The 17,132-nt window shown below is 67.4% G+C and carries 16 protein-coding genes and 1 pseudogene; 14 read left to right on the top strand and 3 right to left on the bottom strand.

The annotated features are described in order from the left end of the window. The first annotated feature begins 90 nt into the window (after positions 1-90). The 5 genes from AB0M76_RS18090 to AB0M76_RS18070 all read left to right on the top strand — a co-directional run bounded on the left by AB0M76_RS18090 (position 91) and on the right by AB0M76_RS18070 (position 5,786). A complete protein-coding gene (locus AB0M76_RS18090) occupies positions 91-534 on the top strand; it encodes an NUDIX domain-containing protein (protein WP_365953752.1) in 444 nt (147 codons plus the stop codon). 6 nt (positions 535-540) lie between these two features. After that, positions 541-1,719, top strand: a complete 1,179-nt coding sequence (locus AB0M76_RS18085) for a helix-turn-helix transcriptional regulator (RefSeq protein WP_365953751.1) — start codon at positions 541-543, stop codon at positions 1,717-1,719. Between the two features lie 301 nt (positions 1,720-2,020). Beyond that, complete coding sequence (locus AB0M76_RS18080) at positions 2,021-3,478, top strand: helix-turn-helix transcriptional regulator (protein ID WP_365953750.1); 1,458 nt, start codon at positions 2,021-2,023, stop codon at positions 3,476-3,478. After that, positions 3,475-4,185 (top strand): HAD hydrolase-like protein, encoded by a 711-nt coding sequence (locus tag AB0M76_RS18075; RefSeq protein ID WP_365953749.1) that lies wholly within the window; start codon positions 3,475-3,477, stop codon positions 4,183-4,185. Before AB0M76_RS18080 ends, AB0M76_RS18075 begins: the two co-directional genes overlap by 4 nt. A gap of 851 nt (positions 4,186-5,036) precedes the next feature. Beyond that, positions 5,037-5,786 (top strand): transposase family protein, encoded by a 750-nt coding sequence (locus AB0M76_RS18070; RefSeq protein WP_365953748.1) that lies wholly within the window; start codon positions 5,037-5,039, stop codon positions 5,784-5,786. Between the two features lie 66 nt (positions 5,787-5,852). On the opposite strand, the gene AB0M76_RS18065 is transcribed toward AB0M76_RS18070, so the two are convergent. From AB0M76_RS18065 to AB0M76_RS18055, 3 genes and pseudogenes are all read right to left on the bottom strand, one after another. After that, complete coding sequence (locus AB0M76_RS18065; protein ID WP_365953747.1) at positions 5,853-6,275, bottom strand: SMI1/KNR4 family protein; 423 nt, start codon at positions 6,273-6,275, stop codon at positions 5,853-5,855. 446 nt (positions 6,276-6,721) lie between these two features. Then, positions 6,722-7,822: a transposase gene (locus tag AB0M76_RS18060; RefSeq protein ID WP_365953746.1), complete on the bottom strand. Its 1,101-nt coding sequence runs from the start codon at positions 7,820-7,822 to the stop codon at positions 6,722-6,724. 244 nt (positions 7,823-8,066) lie between these two features. Beyond that, a pseudogene (locus tag AB0M76_RS18055) lies at positions 8,067-8,291 on the bottom strand (transposase); the annotation flags it as partial. A gap of 916 nt (positions 8,292-9,207) precedes the next feature. Here AB0M76_RS18055 and AB0M76_RS18050 point away from each other — a divergent pair. From AB0M76_RS18050 to AB0M76_RS18010, 9 genes are all read left to right on the top strand, one after another. Further along, positions 9,208-9,618: a helix-turn-helix domain-containing protein gene (locus AB0M76_RS18050; protein WP_365953927.1), complete on the top strand. Its 411-nt coding sequence runs from the start codon at positions 9,208-9,210 to the stop codon at positions 9,616-9,618. Between the two features lie 188 nt (positions 9,619-9,806). Then, positions 9,807-10,934: a tyrosine-type recombinase/integrase gene (locus AB0M76_RS18045; RefSeq protein ID WP_365953926.1), complete on the top strand. Its 1,128-nt coding sequence runs from the start codon at positions 9,807-9,809 to the stop codon at positions 10,932-10,934. A gap of 76 nt (positions 10,935-11,010) precedes the next feature. Beyond that, the gene (locus tag AB0M76_RS18040) at positions 11,011-11,856 is read left to right on the top strand and encodes a HipA family kinase (protein WP_365953745.1); all 846 of its coding nucleotides are present in this window, start codon (positions 11,011-11,013) and stop codon (positions 11,854-11,856) included. Continuing rightward, positions 11,853-12,236 carry a DUF3037 domain-containing protein gene (locus AB0M76_RS18035; protein ID WP_365953743.1) on the top strand — a complete coding sequence of 128 codons (384 nt, stop codon included), beginning with the start codon at positions 11,853-11,855 and terminating at the stop codon, positions 12,234-12,236. Before AB0M76_RS18040 ends, AB0M76_RS18035 begins: the two co-directional genes overlap by 4 nt. A 179-nt stretch (positions 12,237-12,415) precedes the next feature. After that, positions 12,416-13,177 (top strand): 3-oxoacyl-ACP reductase FabG, encoded by a 762-nt coding sequence (gene fabG / locus AB0M76_RS18030; RefSeq protein ID WP_365953742.1) that lies wholly within the window; start codon positions 12,416-12,418, stop codon positions 13,175-13,177. Between the two features lie 21 nt (positions 13,178-13,198). After that, positions 13,199-13,969, top strand: a complete 771-nt coding sequence (locus AB0M76_RS18025; protein WP_267000725.1) for an SDR family oxidoreductase — start codon at positions 13,199-13,201, stop codon at positions 13,967-13,969. Between the two features lie 152 nt (positions 13,970-14,121). After that, the gene (locus AB0M76_RS18020) at positions 14,122-15,705 is read left to right on the top strand and encodes an ABC transporter substrate-binding protein (RefSeq protein WP_365953741.1); all 1,584 of its coding nucleotides are present in this window, start codon (positions 14,122-14,124) and stop codon (positions 15,703-15,705) included. A gap of 123 nt (positions 15,706-15,828) precedes the next feature. Next, positions 15,829-16,497, top strand: a complete 669-nt coding sequence (locus AB0M76_RS18015) for a uracil-DNA glycosylase (protein ID WP_365953925.1) — start codon at positions 15,829-15,831, stop codon at positions 16,495-16,497. 96 nt (positions 16,498-16,593) lie between these two features. Beyond that, positions 16,594-17,118 carry a hypothetical protein gene (locus tag AB0M76_RS18010; protein ID WP_365953740.1) on the top strand — a complete coding sequence of 175 codons (525 nt, stop codon included), beginning with the start codon at positions 16,594-16,596 and terminating at the stop codon, positions 17,116-17,118. Positions 17,119-17,132 lie beyond the last annotated feature (14 nt).

Genomic DNA, 17,132 nt, shown 5'->3' with positions numbered 1-17,132 from the left:
CTCGGACATACCCGGCAACCTGAGCCACTGCCGGAGGCCGGGTGCTACGTTCCGAAGGCCACCTCGGCCACCACCACTCAGGGACGGACGATGTACATGCCCTCGCTGTGGCCCGTATCCGTCAAGGGCGTTGCCCTCGACTCGAAGGACCGGGTGCTGCTGCTCAAGAACGAACGGTCCGAGTGGGAGCTGCCCGGCGGGCGCCTGGAGATCGGACCCGTAGGAGGCGGTTCGGCACCTGCCGACGAGAGCCCCGCCAGGGCTCTGGAACGCGAGATCATCGAAGAGACCGGCTGGGCGGTCACGGCCGGCGACGAGCTGGCCGGCGGCACCTGGATCTACGAGCCGATCCCCGGCCGCCGCGTCCTCATCGTCACCTACGGCTGCACCGTCCGGACCCCCGACCGCGAACCGATCTTGAGCCACGAGCACAAGGAGATCGGCCTCTTCCACCGCGACGAAGTCGACACCCTGAACATGCCCGCCGGCTACAAGCACTCGATCGCGGCCTGGTACGAACACCCTCAGAGGTAACACGTCATGGACACCCCACCGAAGGCCGGGAAGCCACCGCGCCGATCGCCCCGGCTCGTCTCCTGGCATTGGGCAACCCCCGAAGCCCAAGCCATCCTTGCCACCCGCAACCTGTCTGCGATCCTCAAGTACCACCGGCGTGTCCATGGCGACAGCCAGACCCAGACCGGTGAACTCCTGGGCTACGACAAGACGTACGTCTCCGCCCTTGAACTGGGAAAACGCCGTCTCAACGACATTGGCAGCCTGCGCCACGTCGCCGAGCGCCTCTCCCTGCCCGCGCATGTCCTCGGCGTCACCGACGCCGCGGACGCGGACCACCGCGCGATGCTGCAGTTCGGCCAGTCCACCGTCCGCCTCGCCGAGATCGCCCGTCAGTCCGGACATGCGGCCGAGGCCGTCTCCGAACTGTGGCCGCTGGTCGCACGGCTGGAGGCAAGAGCCCGGGACGGGAGCACCGAGCGGGAAGCCCTGCGCCTGCTTGCGCAGGCCCGACTCAGTCTGGGCACAGCCCTGGGCAACGTGCTCCCCGAGGAACGCCTGGCCACTGCTGCCCACTGGACGGCCAAGAGCCTGGACGTCGTCGAGGTGTTCGACGACCCTTCGCTGACGTCCACCGCCCTGCGGATGCACGGCAACGAGCTCCGCAAGGCGGGCTTGACCGGTGCCGCCGTCGACCGCCTCACCCATGCTGCCGCTATCGCTCCGGCGCTCCCCGAACGGGCGGCCGTGCTGCCGCTCCTCGCTCGTGCCGCGGGCGCCATCGGCAACGGCACCCTCTTCGACCACGCCATCCGTGAGGCGCAGCAACTCCTCGACACGGTGGACCACACCAGTCTCGTCAACCCGAGCGCTCTGTTCGAGATCCGGCTTCGGGGTCTGATCTCCACCGGCCGGCCACGCGACGCCATACGGCTCGCTGAAGCTGCCGCACCTACGGCGAGTGTCGCCGTCGCACCTCAGTGGCGCGTCATCGAACTCGTCACCACTGGACGCGTCCGACTCCTGGCCGGGGACGAAGCCGGAGCAGCCGAACTGCTTGGGGCCGCCGTCCATGAGGCCCAGGCCCAGCGTCTCCCTCATCAGCTCCAACGCGTCGTCCGCGCAGCCGGGGACATCCTGCCCAGCGTTTCGGAAGCCGCGCACGAAGCCCTGACCCAACTGCGCTCCGACATCGCGGCGTAAGTACGAACAGCCGCTTTCGGGGCGTCCGGTCACAGAGGTCGCCTCCGACAGACACTGTGCGTTCACGCGACCTCCCTGCATGGGTGAACAGAATCCAAAGCGTGCTCGGCAGAGTCCTGGACGGCGTCCGCGGTGACTGAGTCTGGAGCGCGGGGACTACCCGTAGCACCGCCGTGGCGATATCGCTGTGGCGATATGGATCTGCACATAACCTGTGGAGCAGCAGTAGTTGGACGCGAGATTGCCGACGGGTGGTGACGTGGCCATGCCAAGACGCGTGTGCAGCCAGTGCGGTCAGCCGTTGAGCCAGTACAACCCTGACTCGCGCTGCGCGCCGTGCTCCCGCGCAAGCATTGCCCTGGGCATCCCAGACCGCGCCTGGCGTGACGAAGAGGTCTACAGGTCCCTCTCGACCTGGGACTTCGCTTCACTTCTCCGCCACGTGCGCCGCCGGTCAGGGGTCTCCCAAAAGGCTGTGCGGGAGCTCACCGGGCTCACGCAGGGGTTCATCTCCGAGCTCGAGAATGGGCACAAGCAAGTCGAGGGACGCGAGACGATCATCGCCCTCGTATCCGGTCTCGGCCTTCCGGCTGACCTCCGCCCATTGCTGCTGGCCCCCTTCGCGCAAGCCGAAGCGGAGAGTGAGGCGGCCGCCATTGACCCGGTGCTGCCGTGGACCTCTGCTCGTATGGTGACGGCACTTGATGCTGCAGTCGGAGGTGCCATGAACGGGTTGACCCGTCGAGGCGTGATCGCCGCCCTGGGAGGGGCCGGCCTCACGTCCTACGTCCTGCAAACTGCCATCGCCCCGCAGGAGGCGATGGCAGCCACGGGACGCGAAGGAATTCGTGTGTCAGACCCCCTCCTCTCCTCGCTTCAGACCACGACGGATGCCCTGCGCCAGGCCGACGCCAACCACGGCAGCGGCAACCTCGCACGGACGGCCGCCACGCATCTCAAGGTCTGTCTACGGCTCCTCAAGGAAGGGGTCTACAACGAAGCCACCGGCCGCCGCCTTGCCGCAGTAGCAGCGGACACTGCCATCCAGACCGGCTGGTACCTCTTCGACAGCGGCGCTCATTCCGCCGCACAGAACCTGCTCCTCGGTGCCCTCCGAGCAGCGCACACCTCTGGGGACAGCCGTCTCCGGGCTGGCGCACTCAGTTTCATCGCCATCCACAGCTACTCCGCTGGAGACCCGCGAGACGCGGTCACCGCCGCCCGTACGGCGCGCCAGATCATCGTCGACCAGGACGCACCTGCACTCCACGCCATGCTCCTGACGCGACAGGCCCGTGGACACGCCCGTCTGCAAGAGGACCGTCTAGCACTCGCGTCCTTGGCCGAGGCCCAAGAGCTGTCAGCCCGAGGACGGGGCGAGGACGATCCGCACTGGCTCTACTGGATTAACCCCGGCGAGATCCAGGGCCAGACCGGCAGCTGCTACCTCGATCTCGGACGGCCGGCACAGGCCGCCGAAGTCTTCGCCCAGGCCCGCGGTGCCCTCGGGGCCGACGAACTCCGCACCCGCGCGCAATTCCTCTCGCGCTCGGCCACGGCACAGATGCGTGCCGGCGACGCGGACGGCGGATGCGCTGCCGGCCACGAGGTTCTATCCATGGTGTCCGGAGTCCAGTCCGCTCGTCTGGACGAGAACCTGGCCACCATGCTCGCCGAGGCGCGCCGCTACAGCAGCACAGCCCCGGCGAGGGAACTCCTAGAACGAGGTCATACCGTCATGCAGGAGCGCGCGGCGTGATCCTGGTCCTATGGGATATCGACCGCACACTCCTCTACACCGGCGATATTGACCGGCGGGTCTACCGGGAGACCTTCACCGACGTCGTCGGCCGCCCACCAACCGCGCTCCCTGCGCGCGGCACCGGTGTCACCATGCCCCTTGCGGTACGCGAACTCCTCGCCGCGAACGACGTTCCACCACCCGACATCGAATCGTTGGCCAACCAGATCGTGGAGCAGCTGCCCAAGCGACTCCGGGCCTACCGCGACCTGATTGCCACGGACGGGGTGGTCCTGCCAGGCGCCACCGAGGCCTTGGCCGCCATCCAGGGCGACGAACGCTTCGTACCGACGGTCGTCACCGGCAACCTCCAAGGCAGCGCCGAGGTGAAGCTCAGCGCCCTGGGCCTTATCAGCTACGTCGACACCGCCATTGGTGGTTACGCATCTGACAACGCCCACCGGCCCGCCCTTGTGCGCATAGCCCAGGACCGGGCGCAGGCGCTCCACCGAACCCGCTTCGACCGCGAGAACACCGTCATCATCGGAGACTCGCTGGAAGATGTACGGACCGGCCTGGAAGGCGGAGCGCGGGTGATCTCCATCGCCTCCGGCACCACCAGCACCGACCAGTTGCAGGACGCGGGAGCCGACTGCGTCTTCCCAAACCTGATGGATACAAAGGGACTTCTACGTACCTTGGCGATACTGGCTCGCACGGAGTAGGTGCGGAACACGCAGTCAAGACGCAGCCCGTGGAGTCCTGCGCGCTACCTGAGCTTGCAGCGCAGTTATGTCGCGCTGGCCTTGCGCCATTCGCCTAGCAAGACCTGGGCCGCGTCGCCGTAGGCACGGGCACGATTCCAAACCTGAAGCCGGTCCGTATGTAGCTGGCGGGTTTTCTCCTCCTTGCCGGGACAGATGCGAATGCCGGCGGGTCCTCGGTGGCCGTCCGGTCCGACTAGCCTCGTGCTCTCGTACACGTTCGACGAGCGTCGTACGTGCTTGGCCAGACGGCTTGCACGGAGTTGCTCTGCCCGGAAGGTAACGGCAGCGACAGCTGGGTGACCCAACGGAAGCCCCAACTCGAATTCCGGTGCGGTCTTGGGGATGCTTCGCCAGACGGCACTGGGACGTCGGACTATCGCGACCCACCAGGACGGCGCCGAAGGGCCAACGTGCCATGTTCGCGGAAGGTGCGCCGGTGGATGTCGATCCGATGCAGCACGTACTAGAAGGCGGGTAGAGGCTCGCAGGTAGGTCGCATCGCAGGCCTGGCTGTAAGTCCGGAGTGCCGAGAACGCGCTGATGGAGTCCCGGCGGGCCTGCGTGTTGCCCTCGGTGGATATGAGCGCCTCGCGTGACGCTGTTGCCCGGCCGTGTGCTGCTGCCGAGAACTCGCCCAGCCTCTGCAGCTGTTGGATAGACCGGTCCCACACGCCCTCAGGAGTCCGCATCAATGAGCTCTTTCAGAGTGGCCACTGATCGGGTGACGGGCCAGCGTCCCGCAACTCACGAGGTTCCCGTGCCGTTGAGAGAAGTGCTTGACATCTCAACTCATCAAGACAGGAACCTCGTTGGTCCCCCGCCCTGCCGCACTCGACCTGCCGCACGCTCTGGTCGAGTGGGTATCGATGCTCATCGTCACCCGTGAGGGTGACCGACGCTGCAAGCTCCCGCCCCACCAGCGCGCCCTCGTCGGCCTGGTCTACCTGCGTCGGCACGAGACGCTCGCGCAGATCGCCGCCGGCTTCGGCATATCCGTCGGGACCGCCCACGCCTACGTCACGGCCGTCGTCAACCACCTGTCCCGCCGGGCACCCGGTCTGCTGCGGGTCCTGCGCGAGACGGATCCTGATCACGTCCTGCTCGACGGGACGCTCGCCGAGTGCGACCGGGTCGGCGACAGCCGGGCCGACTTCTCCCAGAAGCACCGCCGTCACGGCGTGAACGTGCAGGTCGTGGCCGATCCCACCGGCAACCTGCTGTGGATCTCACCCGCGCTGCCCGGCCGCACCCATGACCTGACCGCGGCCCGCACCCACCGCATCATCCGGATCTGCGAACGCCAGGGCGTTCCCGTGCTCGCCGACCGCGCCTACATCGGGGCCGGCCCCTGGGTGACCACGCCCATCGGACGGCTTCCCGGCCAGGACCTCACCACAACCCAGCAGACCATCAACCGAGCCCTGTCAGCGGCACGAGCACCGGTCGAACGAAGCATCGCGCGACTCAAGTCCTGGCAGATCCTGCGCCGGGCCCGCTGCAGCCCCAACCGGATGACCGTCATCGCCGCAGCCGTCCTCACCCTGGAACGTCAACGCTGATGCATCTCATTGCCGTTCCAGGGTGAGGACGGATTGGCAATGGCCGTCATCCAGTTGGGAACCGTCTCACGACCAGACAAGTCGCCCTTCGGCAACGGAACAGACCGGATAGTCCCCCGCGCCGATCGTCGTCAGCATCTCCGCCACGGAGTCGAAGTAGTGAGCCAGTGACGCGTACTCGCCGGTGACCGTGGGCGCACCCACGAACCATCTGCCGATACGTCCGTCCCTCGCGTCGATGAACTGTCCCATCCAGCCGTCCCGGTCCGACTGGAACGGGATCCACTCCTCGCGCCATTCGCTCCCACCGGACAAGGGGTGATTCGCGTAGAGCCTCTCCATCGCCCGGATGCCCAGAAAGAAGCTTCCCTCGTCGGGGAACCCGTCGAGGCCGCAGCACATCACGTCGTCGTCGACGTCTTCCTCCGGCAGATCCAGATTGTTCTGCAACAGCCACGTCCGCAGGTCCCCATGAAGGGAGATCCCCATCCGTTCCTAGGCTGCCGCGAGCGTCTGCTCCGTAGCGGGCCCCGGCAGATCCGCGTGATCGGCCGGCGCGTGCTCTCGAAGAAGGCTCATCACACGCGACCAACTCTCAGCCACACTCATCGCCCTATGCCCTCTGTCCTCTCTACAGGGATGTCTCCGTCCAACTACGCCACTGCGGAGGTTGGGAAGTACCGGCCGGAGAACCTTGCAGGGATGGTACTTCGAGCATGCGTTCCATCCCTCCCCACAATCACCTTCCGCCCCGAAGCGCAGGACCGGCCCCTCAGCGAAGTGACCGCCCGCGACTTTTCACAGACAACCCACCGTGCCCGGCGGGCCCAGCCGAGGAGCTTCCAGGCTCAAGCGAGGGCCGCGGCGTCACCCTGGAGTGGCGAAGCTGAAAACGCTCAATGAGCGACTCTGTCGGGGATCTTGGACGTTCGTGGTCATTTGCCTTGCCGCCACCAGCTTTCCCAGGTCAGGCCCCGTGCGTCGAGGTAGAGCTGAAATGCTGTGAGTGATCGCGGGTGTTCGGTGGCTGGAGGCGCGTGGGTCGCGAGGCGTTCGAGGTTGATGGCGATGGCGGTCAGGACGTGCTGCACGTGGGTCTTGGCAACGCCGTGGTAGCGGCCGCGGCGTGCACGGTGTCCGTTGACGAATTCACAGATGGTGCCCTCGACGCCAGATCGGGCTGCGCAGCGGCGTTGCCACTGGGGATTGTGCTGGTCGGTGCGGTTGCGGGCCTGGAGTTCGTGCAGGTGGCGGGGGAGGAAGTTCACTGTGCGTGCTGAGGTGCCCTTCGCGCAGAGGGAACGGTCGGGGCAGGGGTCGCACTGGCGGGCTGCGAAGCGGACGACTGTGTAGGGAGCCATGGCAGGTGGTTCGAACCATCGCTCGCTGGTTTCTCCGTTCGGGCAGGTGACGCGGCGGCGGTCGAAGTCGATGCTGAAGGCTTCCCGGGTGAAGCCGGTCTGCTGCTTCTCCTGCCAGGATCCGGATGCCTTGACCGGGCCGAAGAGCTGGATCTGGTGGTCTCGAGCGGAGCGGTCCAGCAGGGCTGCGGAGGTGTAGCCGCCGTCGACGAGGTGCTCGGCGGGCAGCAGCCGGCGGGCGTGGAGTCGTTTGTGGATGCCGGGCAGAGCCTGGCTGTCCCTGGTCGGGCCGGTGGTGGCCACATCCGTGATCAGATGGACGCTGTCGTCGCTGTCGCAGGTCTCTGTGACGTGGACCAGATAGCCGCTCCACCGGGTGTCGCCCCGGATTGCCCGGCGAGCTTCGATGTCGTAGGGCGAGACGATCCTGAGTGCTCCGCGGGGCTGTCCGTCTTTGTCAGCACGAGGGCGAAGGCAGCCGCGGGTGTCGATGAGGAAGTTCTGCACGATGATCTGGCGCAGGGCCTCGACGCGGGGTCCGCGTGCTGTGGGTGGGAGTCGGTCCAGGAACCGATAGGCGTCGGCACCGGCCTGTTTGAGACGGGCGGCGGGGTGGCTGGGCTGACTGGCAAGACGCACCGGCCGGCCATAACGCTTGGCCCAGTCGGCGTCCACCAGCTCGTCCAGGACCGCTGGAGCGCACCGGGCGGCTTCCTCCAGGGCGGCTGCGCACCGCTTCGAGGACCAGTTCCAGGCGGGTCAGCTCGCGGGCGGCGGCCAGGACCTTGGTCGAGTCGGTGCGCTGCCGGCCGCGCTCGGTGACCAGCCCGGCGGCCCGTATCCGTTCCAGGGCCAGGGAGAGAAGCTCATCGGCACGGTCGTCCTCACACAGGCGGTCGCGGAAGTCCGTCAGCACGCTGTGGTGGAAGCCGGGGTCGTCCAGCTCCATGGCCAAGGCGTACTTGAAGTCGATGCGGCAACGCACCGCTTCGGCGGCCTGCCGGTCGGAAAGGTTGAGCAGAAACTGCAGCACGCACACGGTGGCCAGCTGAGCGGGCGAGAGACCGGGACGGCCATTACGGGGGTACCAGGAGGCGAAGTCCTCATCACGCCATAGCCCGTCGAGGTGGTCGCGGACCCACATCGCCGTGGTGCCACGCGGGTTGCTGGAACGGGCCATACGCACGGTGAGCTCCGGGACCTCAGCACCAGGTCGAGGACGTACGGACAATGACCACCTCGGGAGAGAGAAGCGGGACGAGCCCAACTCCCACAGTGTCCCGAGCGATCGATGGCGGTGTCCCTCGAACCCCAAGATCCCCGACAGAGTCGCTCAATGTGTCCTTCTCGGCGAAGCAGGGCGTTCGGCTTCTGATTCGCCCACGGCAGACTTGGAACTGGCCCAAAAGACTGGAACATTCTGCCAGTGGATGTCAATCTACAACACCCGCCAAGAGATCGGCGATTCCGGGCGGTCTGGGAGCCTAGCTCCGGCCACTCTCTGCCTCTTATGTCCACCTTTGGAGTCTCAGCTGTCTAGCTTTGTTCACTTTGCATTTCGCCTAACGGCTCCAGCCCTGTTCGTCATCGGTGCGGGCTGTGCCGTATCTGGGAGTCTCTGCGATGAGTATGCGGTCGTTGCTCTATCGCTTTGTCTCTGCGTGTGCGCGGCCGCACTGTTTGCCGAGGGCCATATTCGGGAGGCGTACCGACGAGACCGAGCGCTCCTGATCTTCGTGGCGGCGCATCCCGGCTCTACCCCGTATCAGTCGGCCCAGGTTCTCGGGGGCGCAGTGCGGCGCGCGACTCAGGACTTCGGCCGGCTCTCCCGGGATGAACTGCTGGTTCCGGTCGTGGTGGGCGCGGACCCCGCTCATCGATCCTATCGGTTGGCGTCGTACGAGCAAGGCCGGGATGCCTGAGCGGCGGCAAACTGGCCACCCCTTCTCTACATAGCAGACGATCCCCGGTCAGCCAAACCGGGGATTCTCCAGATCATTGAAGGAGCTCGCACCGACTACTTGGCGGTGGGTGGTGTGGGCGTGTCAGCAACCTTCTCGATGTTCGTACGCGACTGCGCTTGGCGGTGGGGTTATGGCGAACGGGGTTGCGCGCGACCCGCACGCCCTTGCAGCCCCTGCAGAGAGAACTCCATGTCCATACCCACTCCTACGCATTCGCTACATTCAGCATTGGCTGCATCGGCCTCGGCAGGCGCAGTAGATGCATCATTCCTGAACGTAAGGGCCGCCGCTGCATACCTCGGCCTCTCGCCGCACACACTTTATGTCTGGCGCCACCGAAGGCACGGTCCGCCTAGTTTCCGTATGGGGCCCCGTGGGCGCGTCATGTACCGGCGGCAATCTCTGGACGCTTGGATCAATGAGCAGGAATGCGCGGACTCCCGTTCCAACCCTGCTCTGGACCCGTTGAACTCGCAGCCGCAGCGACGCGCTGGCTCCAGGGCGTGACGACTCGGACTGTTCGACACCCACATCTCAATTGAAAGAGGGCTGGATTGGCCGGCTATATCGAGGACCGTTGGATCAGGAAGACGAAGGATCCCGTCACTGGAAGGCGGGAAAAGACCGCACGCTATGGCAAGGGCAAGCGCTACAAGGTCGCTGGCATACCGGGGGTGCGGGACCGTTCCTTCGATGTGCTTGAGGACGCAAAGGCGTGGCTCCGGCGTACAGCCACAGACGAGGAGCGCGGCGAGTTCGTAGATCCGCGTGACGGGTCCATCACGCTGGCCGACTACATTGCGACGCATTGGGCGCCGGGGCGAGGTGGTGCTCCGAAGACCCAGGACGGCCAAGAGCGTAGAACTCGTCTCCATATCGTCCCGCACCTGGGCCAGATCCCGCTCCGGAACATCGCCGCAACGGATCTACGGGCGTTCATAACCACGCTGGGGTCTACAGTCTCGTCGATCGACTACCAGCGTGGCATCCTTTCGGAGCTTTCCTCCATTCTGGAGGCAGCTGTCGACGACAAGCGTCTCGTGCGCAACCCTATGCGCGCGAAATCTGTCCGGTGGCCCAAGTCGCCACGGGAGCGACGCGACGCGTGGCCGATGGCTACGGCACTTCGAGTCCGCGATGCCATCAACTCGCGGAACAGGATCGCCGTCGTAGTCGGCCTGGGTTGCGGCCTTCGCCAGGGCGAGGTGTTCGGACTGAGCCCGGAGGATATCGACTATGAACGCGGGGTTCTCCACGTTCGGCGGCAGGTACAGGCCATTCATGGAAGGCTGTACCTCGCCCTGCCGAAGGGGAAGAAGGTCCGCAGCGTCGACATGCCCCGTGCTGTCGCCGAGGAGTTGAAGCGTCACATGGAGGCGTGTCCGCCAGTCGTCGTGGAGCTTCCGTGGGGGAAGCCGGATGGGGCGAGGAGGAAGATCTCCTTGCTGCTTACTACGCGCTTTGGGAATGCCGTCGCGGTGAACACCTGGAACACCTATACCTGGAAGCCTGCTTTGGCCAAGGCTGGCGTCATCCCGCCACGTGCCGAGGGGGCGAAATCCTGGCAGTGGGCGGCGGCCCCGAAGGACGGTTTCCACGTGCTTCGGCACACCTACGCTTCGATCATGTTGGAAGCGGGGGAGTCCGTCGTGACCCTGGCTCGGTGGCTCGGACACTCCTCGCCGGCGATCACCCTCGGTTACTATGCTCACTTCATGCCGGAAGCGGGCAGTAAGGGCCGAGGCACGCTCGACGGGCTCCTTGGGGAGCGGGGAGACCGGCCCGCCAGCCGAAACTCCCCAGATTCTCCCCAGCCCCGTTGACTGGTGATTCCTGCCCACGCGCTCCAGAGATGTAGTCCGTTGATTGCAAGGCTGAAAAGATGGGTGGCCTGGGAAAGTGTTGGAAGAGGTCCTAGCAACCCGCTATGTCACGCCCCTGCGTGAAGGCGGCTCGCTACCGGGGATCGTCGAGGCCGACGATCTCGGTACCTACGTCATGAAATTCACCGGAGCCGGCCAGGGCCGCAAGACCCTGGTTGCCGAAGTCGTCTGCGGGCGCCTGGCGCAGCGGCTGGGCCTGCGCGTCCCGCGGCTGGTGCAGATGCAGCTCGACCCCGTGATCGGGCTCGGCGAACCCGACCAGGAGGTCCAGGAGCTGCTGAAGGCCAGCGGCGGACTCAACCTCGGGATGGACTACCTGCCCGGGTCGATCGGCTTCGACCCGCTCGCATACCAGGTGGACCCCGCCGAGGCGGGGCGCATGGTCTGGTTCGACGCGCTGATCAACAACGTCGACCGGTCCTGGCGCAACCCGAACATGCTGGTCTGGCACGGGGACCTGTGGCTCATCGACCACGGCGCCACCATGATCTGGCACCACAACTGGCCCACCGCCGAGAGCGCCGCCGCCAAGCCGTACAACGCCTCCGACCACGTCCTGGCCCCCGTCGGCCCGGACATCGCGGCGGCCGCCGCCGCGCTCGCGCCCCTGGTGACCCGGGACCTGCTCGAGGAGGTCGTCGCCGACGTGCCCGACGAGTGGCTGGTCGACGAGCCGGGCTTCGACTCCACCGACGCGGTGCGCCGCGCCTACGTGGAGGTGCTGCTGCCGCGCGCGGCCACGATCCACGAGAGGATCTCGATGGAGGCCGAGGTGAAGGCCCCCTCCAAGCCGCCCGGGTGGCTGACCGACCATCTGACCGAATGGCCCCACAAGACCAAGAAGAAGAGCGACAGCGAGTGACCAAGCGGGACGTGTTCGAGTACGCGCTGGTGCGCGTGGTGCCCCGGATGGAGCGCGGCGAGTGCTTCAACGCCGGCGTGATCGTCTACTGCCGGGCGCGCTCGTACGTGGCCGCGCGCACCCACCTGGACGAGGCCAAGCTCCTCGTCCTGGACCCGGAGGCCGACGTGGCCGGCGTACGCGCCGCCCTGCACGGGGTCGAGGGCGTGTGCGCCGGCGGCGAGTGGGCCGGCCAGGCGGCGGGCGACGACGCGGGCCGCCGGTTCCGCTGGCTGATCGCCCCGCGCAGCACGGTGGTGCAGCCCGGGCCGGTGCACACCGGTCTGACGACCGACCCGGAGGCCGAGGTGGAACGGCTCCTGGATCTGTTGGTGCGCTGATCCGCGAGGCGGCCGTACGACGATCCGTGCGGCGGTCTTCGTGACGTGAGGAGCCCTGGGGCCGGGTGCCGTTGACACCGGGTGCCAGGGCTCCTAGCGTCTCCTCAACTGAAGCTACTAAGCGGTTGCTCACCAGCGAGGAGCCGCTGCTGAGGATTCCGAGCGCGAGGAGATCCACCATGTCCACCACCGAGCAGCGCGTCGCGATCGTGACCGGGGCGGCCCGGGGCATCGGCGCGGCCACCGCCGTGCGTCTGGCCGCCGAAGGCCGGGCGGTCGCCGTGCTCGATCTCGACGAGGCGGCCTGCAAGGACACCGTCGAGGCGATCACCGCGGCCGGCGGCAAGGCCCTGGCGGTCGGCTGCGACGTCTCCGACGCGGCCCAGGTGGAGGCGGCCGTCGCGCGCGTCGCGGGCGCCCTGGGCGCCCCGACCATCCTGGTCAACAACGCGGGTGTGCTGCGCGACAACCTGCTCTTCAAGATGAGCGAGAACGACTGGGACACCGTCATGAACGTCCACCTGCGCGGTGCGTTCCTGATGTCGAAGGCCTGTCAGAAGTACATGGTGGAGGCCAAGTTCGGCCGCATCGTCAACCTCTCCAGCAGCTCGGCGCTGGGCAACCGGGGCCAGGTCAACTACTCCGCGGCCAAGGCCGGCCTGCAGGGCTTCACCAAGACCCTGGCCATCGAGCTCGGCAAGTTCGGCGTCACCGCCAACGCCGTCGCCCCCGGTTTCATCGTCACGGAGATGACCGCCCAGACGGCCGCGCGCATGGGCGTGGGCTTCGAGGACTTCCAGGCCGGCGCGGCCTCGCAGATCCCGGTCCAGCGCGTCGGCCGCCCGGACGACATCGCCAACGCGATCGCCTTCTTCACGGGCGAGGCCGCCGGCTTCGTCTCCGGCCAGGTCATGTACGTGGCCGGCGGCCCGCTCAACTGACGAGAGGCAGGGTGCAGGATCATGACGAACAGCAGCACGAACGCAGCGGACAGCGGCAAGGTCGCACTGATCACCGGTGCGAGCCGGGGCATCGGCTACGGCATCGCCGAGGCACTCGTCGCCCGCGGCGACCGGGTGTGCATCACCGGGCGCAACGAGGACGCCCTCAAGGAGGCCGTCGAGGCGCTCGGTGCGGACCGGGTGATCGGGGTCGCCGGCAAGGCGCACGACGAGGCCCACCAGGCCGTCGCGGTCGAGCGGACGATGGAGGCCTTCGGGCGGGTCGACTTCCTGATCAACAACGCGGGCACCAACCCGGTCTTCGGTCCGATCGCGGACCTGGACCTCGGCGTCGCGCGCAAGGTCTTCGAGACCAATGTGATCTCGGCGCTCGGCTTCGCCCAGCGGACCTGGCACGCCTGGCAGAAGGACAACGGCGGTGCGATCGTGAACATCGCCTCCATCGCCGGCGTCTCCGCCTCGCCCTTCATCGGCGCGTACGGGATGAGCAAGGCCGCCATGGTCAACCTCACCCTCCAGCTCGCCCACGAGATGGCGCCCGGGGTCCGCGTGAACGCGATCGCCCCCGCGGTGGTCAAGACGAAGTTCGCCCAGGCGCTGTACGAGGGCCGGGAGCAGGAGGCCGCGGCGGCCTACCCGCTCGGCCGGCTCGGGCTCCCCGAGGACATCGGCGGGGCTGCGGCTTTTCTTACATCTGCACAAGCGGAATGGATCACGGGCCAAACTCTCGTCGTTGACGGAGGAATGTTCCTCAATGCCGGAGTCCACTGATCGATAATCGGACGCATTTGCCTCCCCAGGGGAGGTAAATGCGTACCTAATATGCACGAAATCGGTCAAGTGTCACATGAAACCTGCCCATTGGATTTGTGAGGCACTGCGGTAGGGTCTGCCGCACCCCTGGCTGATCGAGGAGCGTGCACGTGTTCATCCGGACCAGATGCCTGCAGATCACTGCGGCCCTTGCGTCCATATCCCTGCTCGCCGGATGCGGTCTGCTTTCGGACGACAGCAGTGACGCCGCGAAGAGAATCGTCGTCGGCACGACGAGCTCCCCGAGCACCCTCGATCCCGCCGCCGCCTGGGACGGCTCCTGGGAGCTGTACCGGAACGTCTACCAGACCCTGCTGGCGTTCCCCACGGGCTCCACCAAGCCCCAGCCCGACGCCGCCCAGAACTGCGAGTTCACCGACGCGGCGAACGAGTCGTACCGGTGCACCCTGAAGAAGGGCCTGAAGTTCTCCGATGGCGAGGCGCTCGATGCCAAGGCCGTCAAGCACTCGCTCGACCGGATCCGGACGATCAACTCCCAGACCGGTCCGCAGGGCCTGTTCGGCAGCCTGGACAAGATCGAGACCCCGGACGCGCTGACGGTCGTCTTCCACCTGAAGACCCCGGACGCCACCTTCCCCTTCGTCCTCGGCTCGCCGGCCGCCTCGCTGGTCGCCCCCAAGGACTACCCGGCCGACAAGGTGCGGGAGGACGGCAAGGTCACCGGCTCCGGCCCGTTCGTGCTCGACTCGTACAAGGAAGGCAGCGAGGCGGTCCTCGGCAAGAACGGGACCTACAACGGCTTCGCGAACCGGCGTAACGACGGGGTGACCATCCGCTACTTCGCGGACTCCACCAAGATGGTCGCCGCGCTCAAGGACAAGGAGATCGACGCCACCTACCGCGGTCTGTCGGCCCCGGAGATCAAGGACCTGCAGACCCCCGCGTCGCACGGGCTGGGCGTCCAGGTCGTCGAGAACGTCGGCGCCGAGATCCGCTACCTGGTCTTCAACCCCAAGGACCCGCAGGTCGCCAAGCCGGCGGTGCGCCAGGCCATCGCCCAGCTCATCGACCGCGGCGCGATCGTCTCCAAGGTGTACCAGGGCACCGCCGAGCCGCTGTACTCGATGGTCCCCAAGGGGGTCGTGGGCCACAAGACGCCCTTCTACGACAAGTACGGCCAAGGGGACGTCAAGAAGGCCCAGAAGATCCTCAAGGACGCCGGGATCACCCAGCCGGTGGAGCTGACCTTCTGGTACACCACCGACCGCTACGGCGCCTCCACGGCCGACGAGTTCACCGAGCTCAAGCGCCAGCTGGACGAGAGCAACCTCTTCAAGGTCACCCTGCGGGGCCAGCCCTGGAAGGTGTTCCAGGTCGGCTACAAGAACGGCGAGTACCCGGTCTTCGGCCGCGGCTGGTTCCCCGACTTCCCGGACCCGGACAACTTCATCGCGCCGTTCGTCGGCAAGGAGAACGCGGTCGGCACCCCGTACGAGCCCGCCGAGATCCTCACCGACCTGCTGCCCAAGTCCCGCCGCGAGAGCGACCGCGCGGCCGGCGTCCGCGAGTTCGAGCAGGCCCAGCAGATCTTCGCCGAGGACGTCCGGCTGCTGCCGCTGTGGCAGGGCAAGCTGTACGTCGCCGCCCGTGAGGACATCGCCGGCGCCGAGCGGGCGCTCGACCCGCAGACCGTCTTCCAGATGTGGGAGCTGTACCGCAAGACCAGCTGGTAGCCCCTGCCGCGGGCGCCCTCGGGCGCCCGCGGATGAGGCGTTGTCAGTGGCCCCCGGTAGGTTCTGAGCTGTTGCACCACGCAGTTGCGAGAACTTGTACCGGAGGTTGTAGACGTGACCCAGATGCTGCCCGAGTCCTGGCTCCCCGTCCTCGGCGACGAGCTGGACCAGCCCTACTTCAAAGAGCTCACCGAGTTCGTCGAGAAGGAGCGGGCGAACGGGCCGGTCTACCCGCCCCGGGAGCAGGTCTTCGCGGCCCTGGAGGCCACTCCCTTCGACAAGGTGAAGGTCCTCGTCCTCGGCCAGGACCCCTACCACGGCGCCGGCCAGGGCCACGGCCTGTGCTTCTCCGTGCAGCCCGGGGTCAAGACCCCGCCCTCGCTGCGCAACATCTACAAGGAGATGCACGCGGAGCTGGGCACGCCCGTCCCGGACAACGGGTACCTGATGCCGTGGGCCGAGCAGGGCGTCCTGCTGCTCAACGCGGTGCTCACCGTCCGTGAGGCCGATCCCAACTCCCACAAGGGCAAGGGCTGGGAGAAGTTCACCGACGCGGTGATCCGCGCAGTGGCCGACCGCCCCGACCCGGCCGTCTTCGTGCTGTGGGGCGCCTACGCCCAGAAGAAGCTCCCGCTCATCGACGAGGAGCGGCACGCGGTCGTCAAGGGCGCCCACCCCTCCCCGCTGTCGGCCAAGAAGTTCTTCGGCTCCCGGCCCTTCACGCAGATCAACGAGGCCGTCGCCGCGCAGGGCCATGAGCCGATCGACTGGCGGATCCCGGACCTGGGCTGACGCCCCACCGCGCCTCGGCGCCATTGCCGGTGCCTGCCGTTAGCGTCGTGACGAACCAGGCCGGAGCAGGTCTGGCAGAGCAAGACGGAGGCCGCCGTGACGGAGCAGCAGGAGGCGTCGGAGGACGCCGTCATGACCAGGATCGGCCAGGCCGTCATCCTGCTGCACGCCGGTGACCGCGAGGAGGCCCGCAACCGGCTCGGCGAGATCTGGAACGAGATCGGCGAGGACGGCGACTGCCTCCACCGGTGCACGCTCGCGCACTACATGGCCGACGCCCAGGACGACCCCGCCGACGAACTGGCCTGGGACCTGCGGGCCCTGACCGCCGCCGACGGGCTGGGGCGGGGGCTGCGGGAGGGGCTGCCCGCGCACCAGGAGCCGCATCCCGCCGTGCGCGTGTTCTACCCGTCGCTGCACCTGAGCCTGGCCGCCGACTACGTCAAGCTCCGGCGGCCGGAGGCGGCACGGGTGCACCTGGCCCGGGCCCGGGCCGCCACCGGGGCCCTGGCCGACGACGGGTACGGGAACGGCGTACGGGCCGCCATCGCCCGGCTGGAGCGGCGACTGGCCGCGGAACCGGGCAGGGGGCCCCGGCCGTTCCCGGAGCAGCACCCGTAGCGAGCCGCAGGGCT

The organism is Streptomyces sp. NPDC051364 (assembly GCF_040682115.1).
Taxonomy (GTDB): domain Bacteria; phylum Actinomycetota; class Actinomycetes; order Streptomycetales; family Streptomycetaceae; genus Streptomyces.
The sequence above is the reverse complement of the archived record's forward strand: the minus strand, read 5'-3'. Positions and strand labels throughout refer to the sequence as shown.

Coding starts and splice junctions, on each gene's coding strand:
- AB0M76_RS18090 (WP_365953752.1), top strand. CDS start 91: ATGTACATGCCCTCGCTGTGGCCCGTATCCGTCAAGGGCGTTGCCCTC.
- AB0M76_RS18085 (WP_365953751.1), top strand. CDS start 541: ATGGACACCCCACCGAAGGCCGGGAAGCCACCGCGCCGATCGCCCCGG.
- AB0M76_RS18065 (WP_365953747.1), bottom strand. CDS start 6,275: ATGGGGATCTCCCTTCATGGGGACCTGCGGACGTGGCTGTTGCAGAAC.
- AB0M76_RS18050 (WP_365953927.1), top strand. CDS start 9,208: ATGTTCGTACGCGACTGCGCTTGGCGGTGGGGTTATGGCGAACGGGGT.
- fabG (WP_365953742.1), top strand. CDS start 12,416: ATGTCCACCACCGAGCAGCGCGTCGCGATCGTGACCGGGGCGGCCCGG.
- AB0M76_RS18025 (WP_267000725.1), top strand. CDS start 13,199: ATGACGAACAGCAGCACGAACGCAGCGGACAGCGGCAAGGTCGCACTG.
- AB0M76_RS18015 (WP_365953925.1), top strand. CDS start 15,829: ATGCTGCCCGAGTCCTGGCTCCCCGTCCTCGGCGACGAGCTGGACCAG.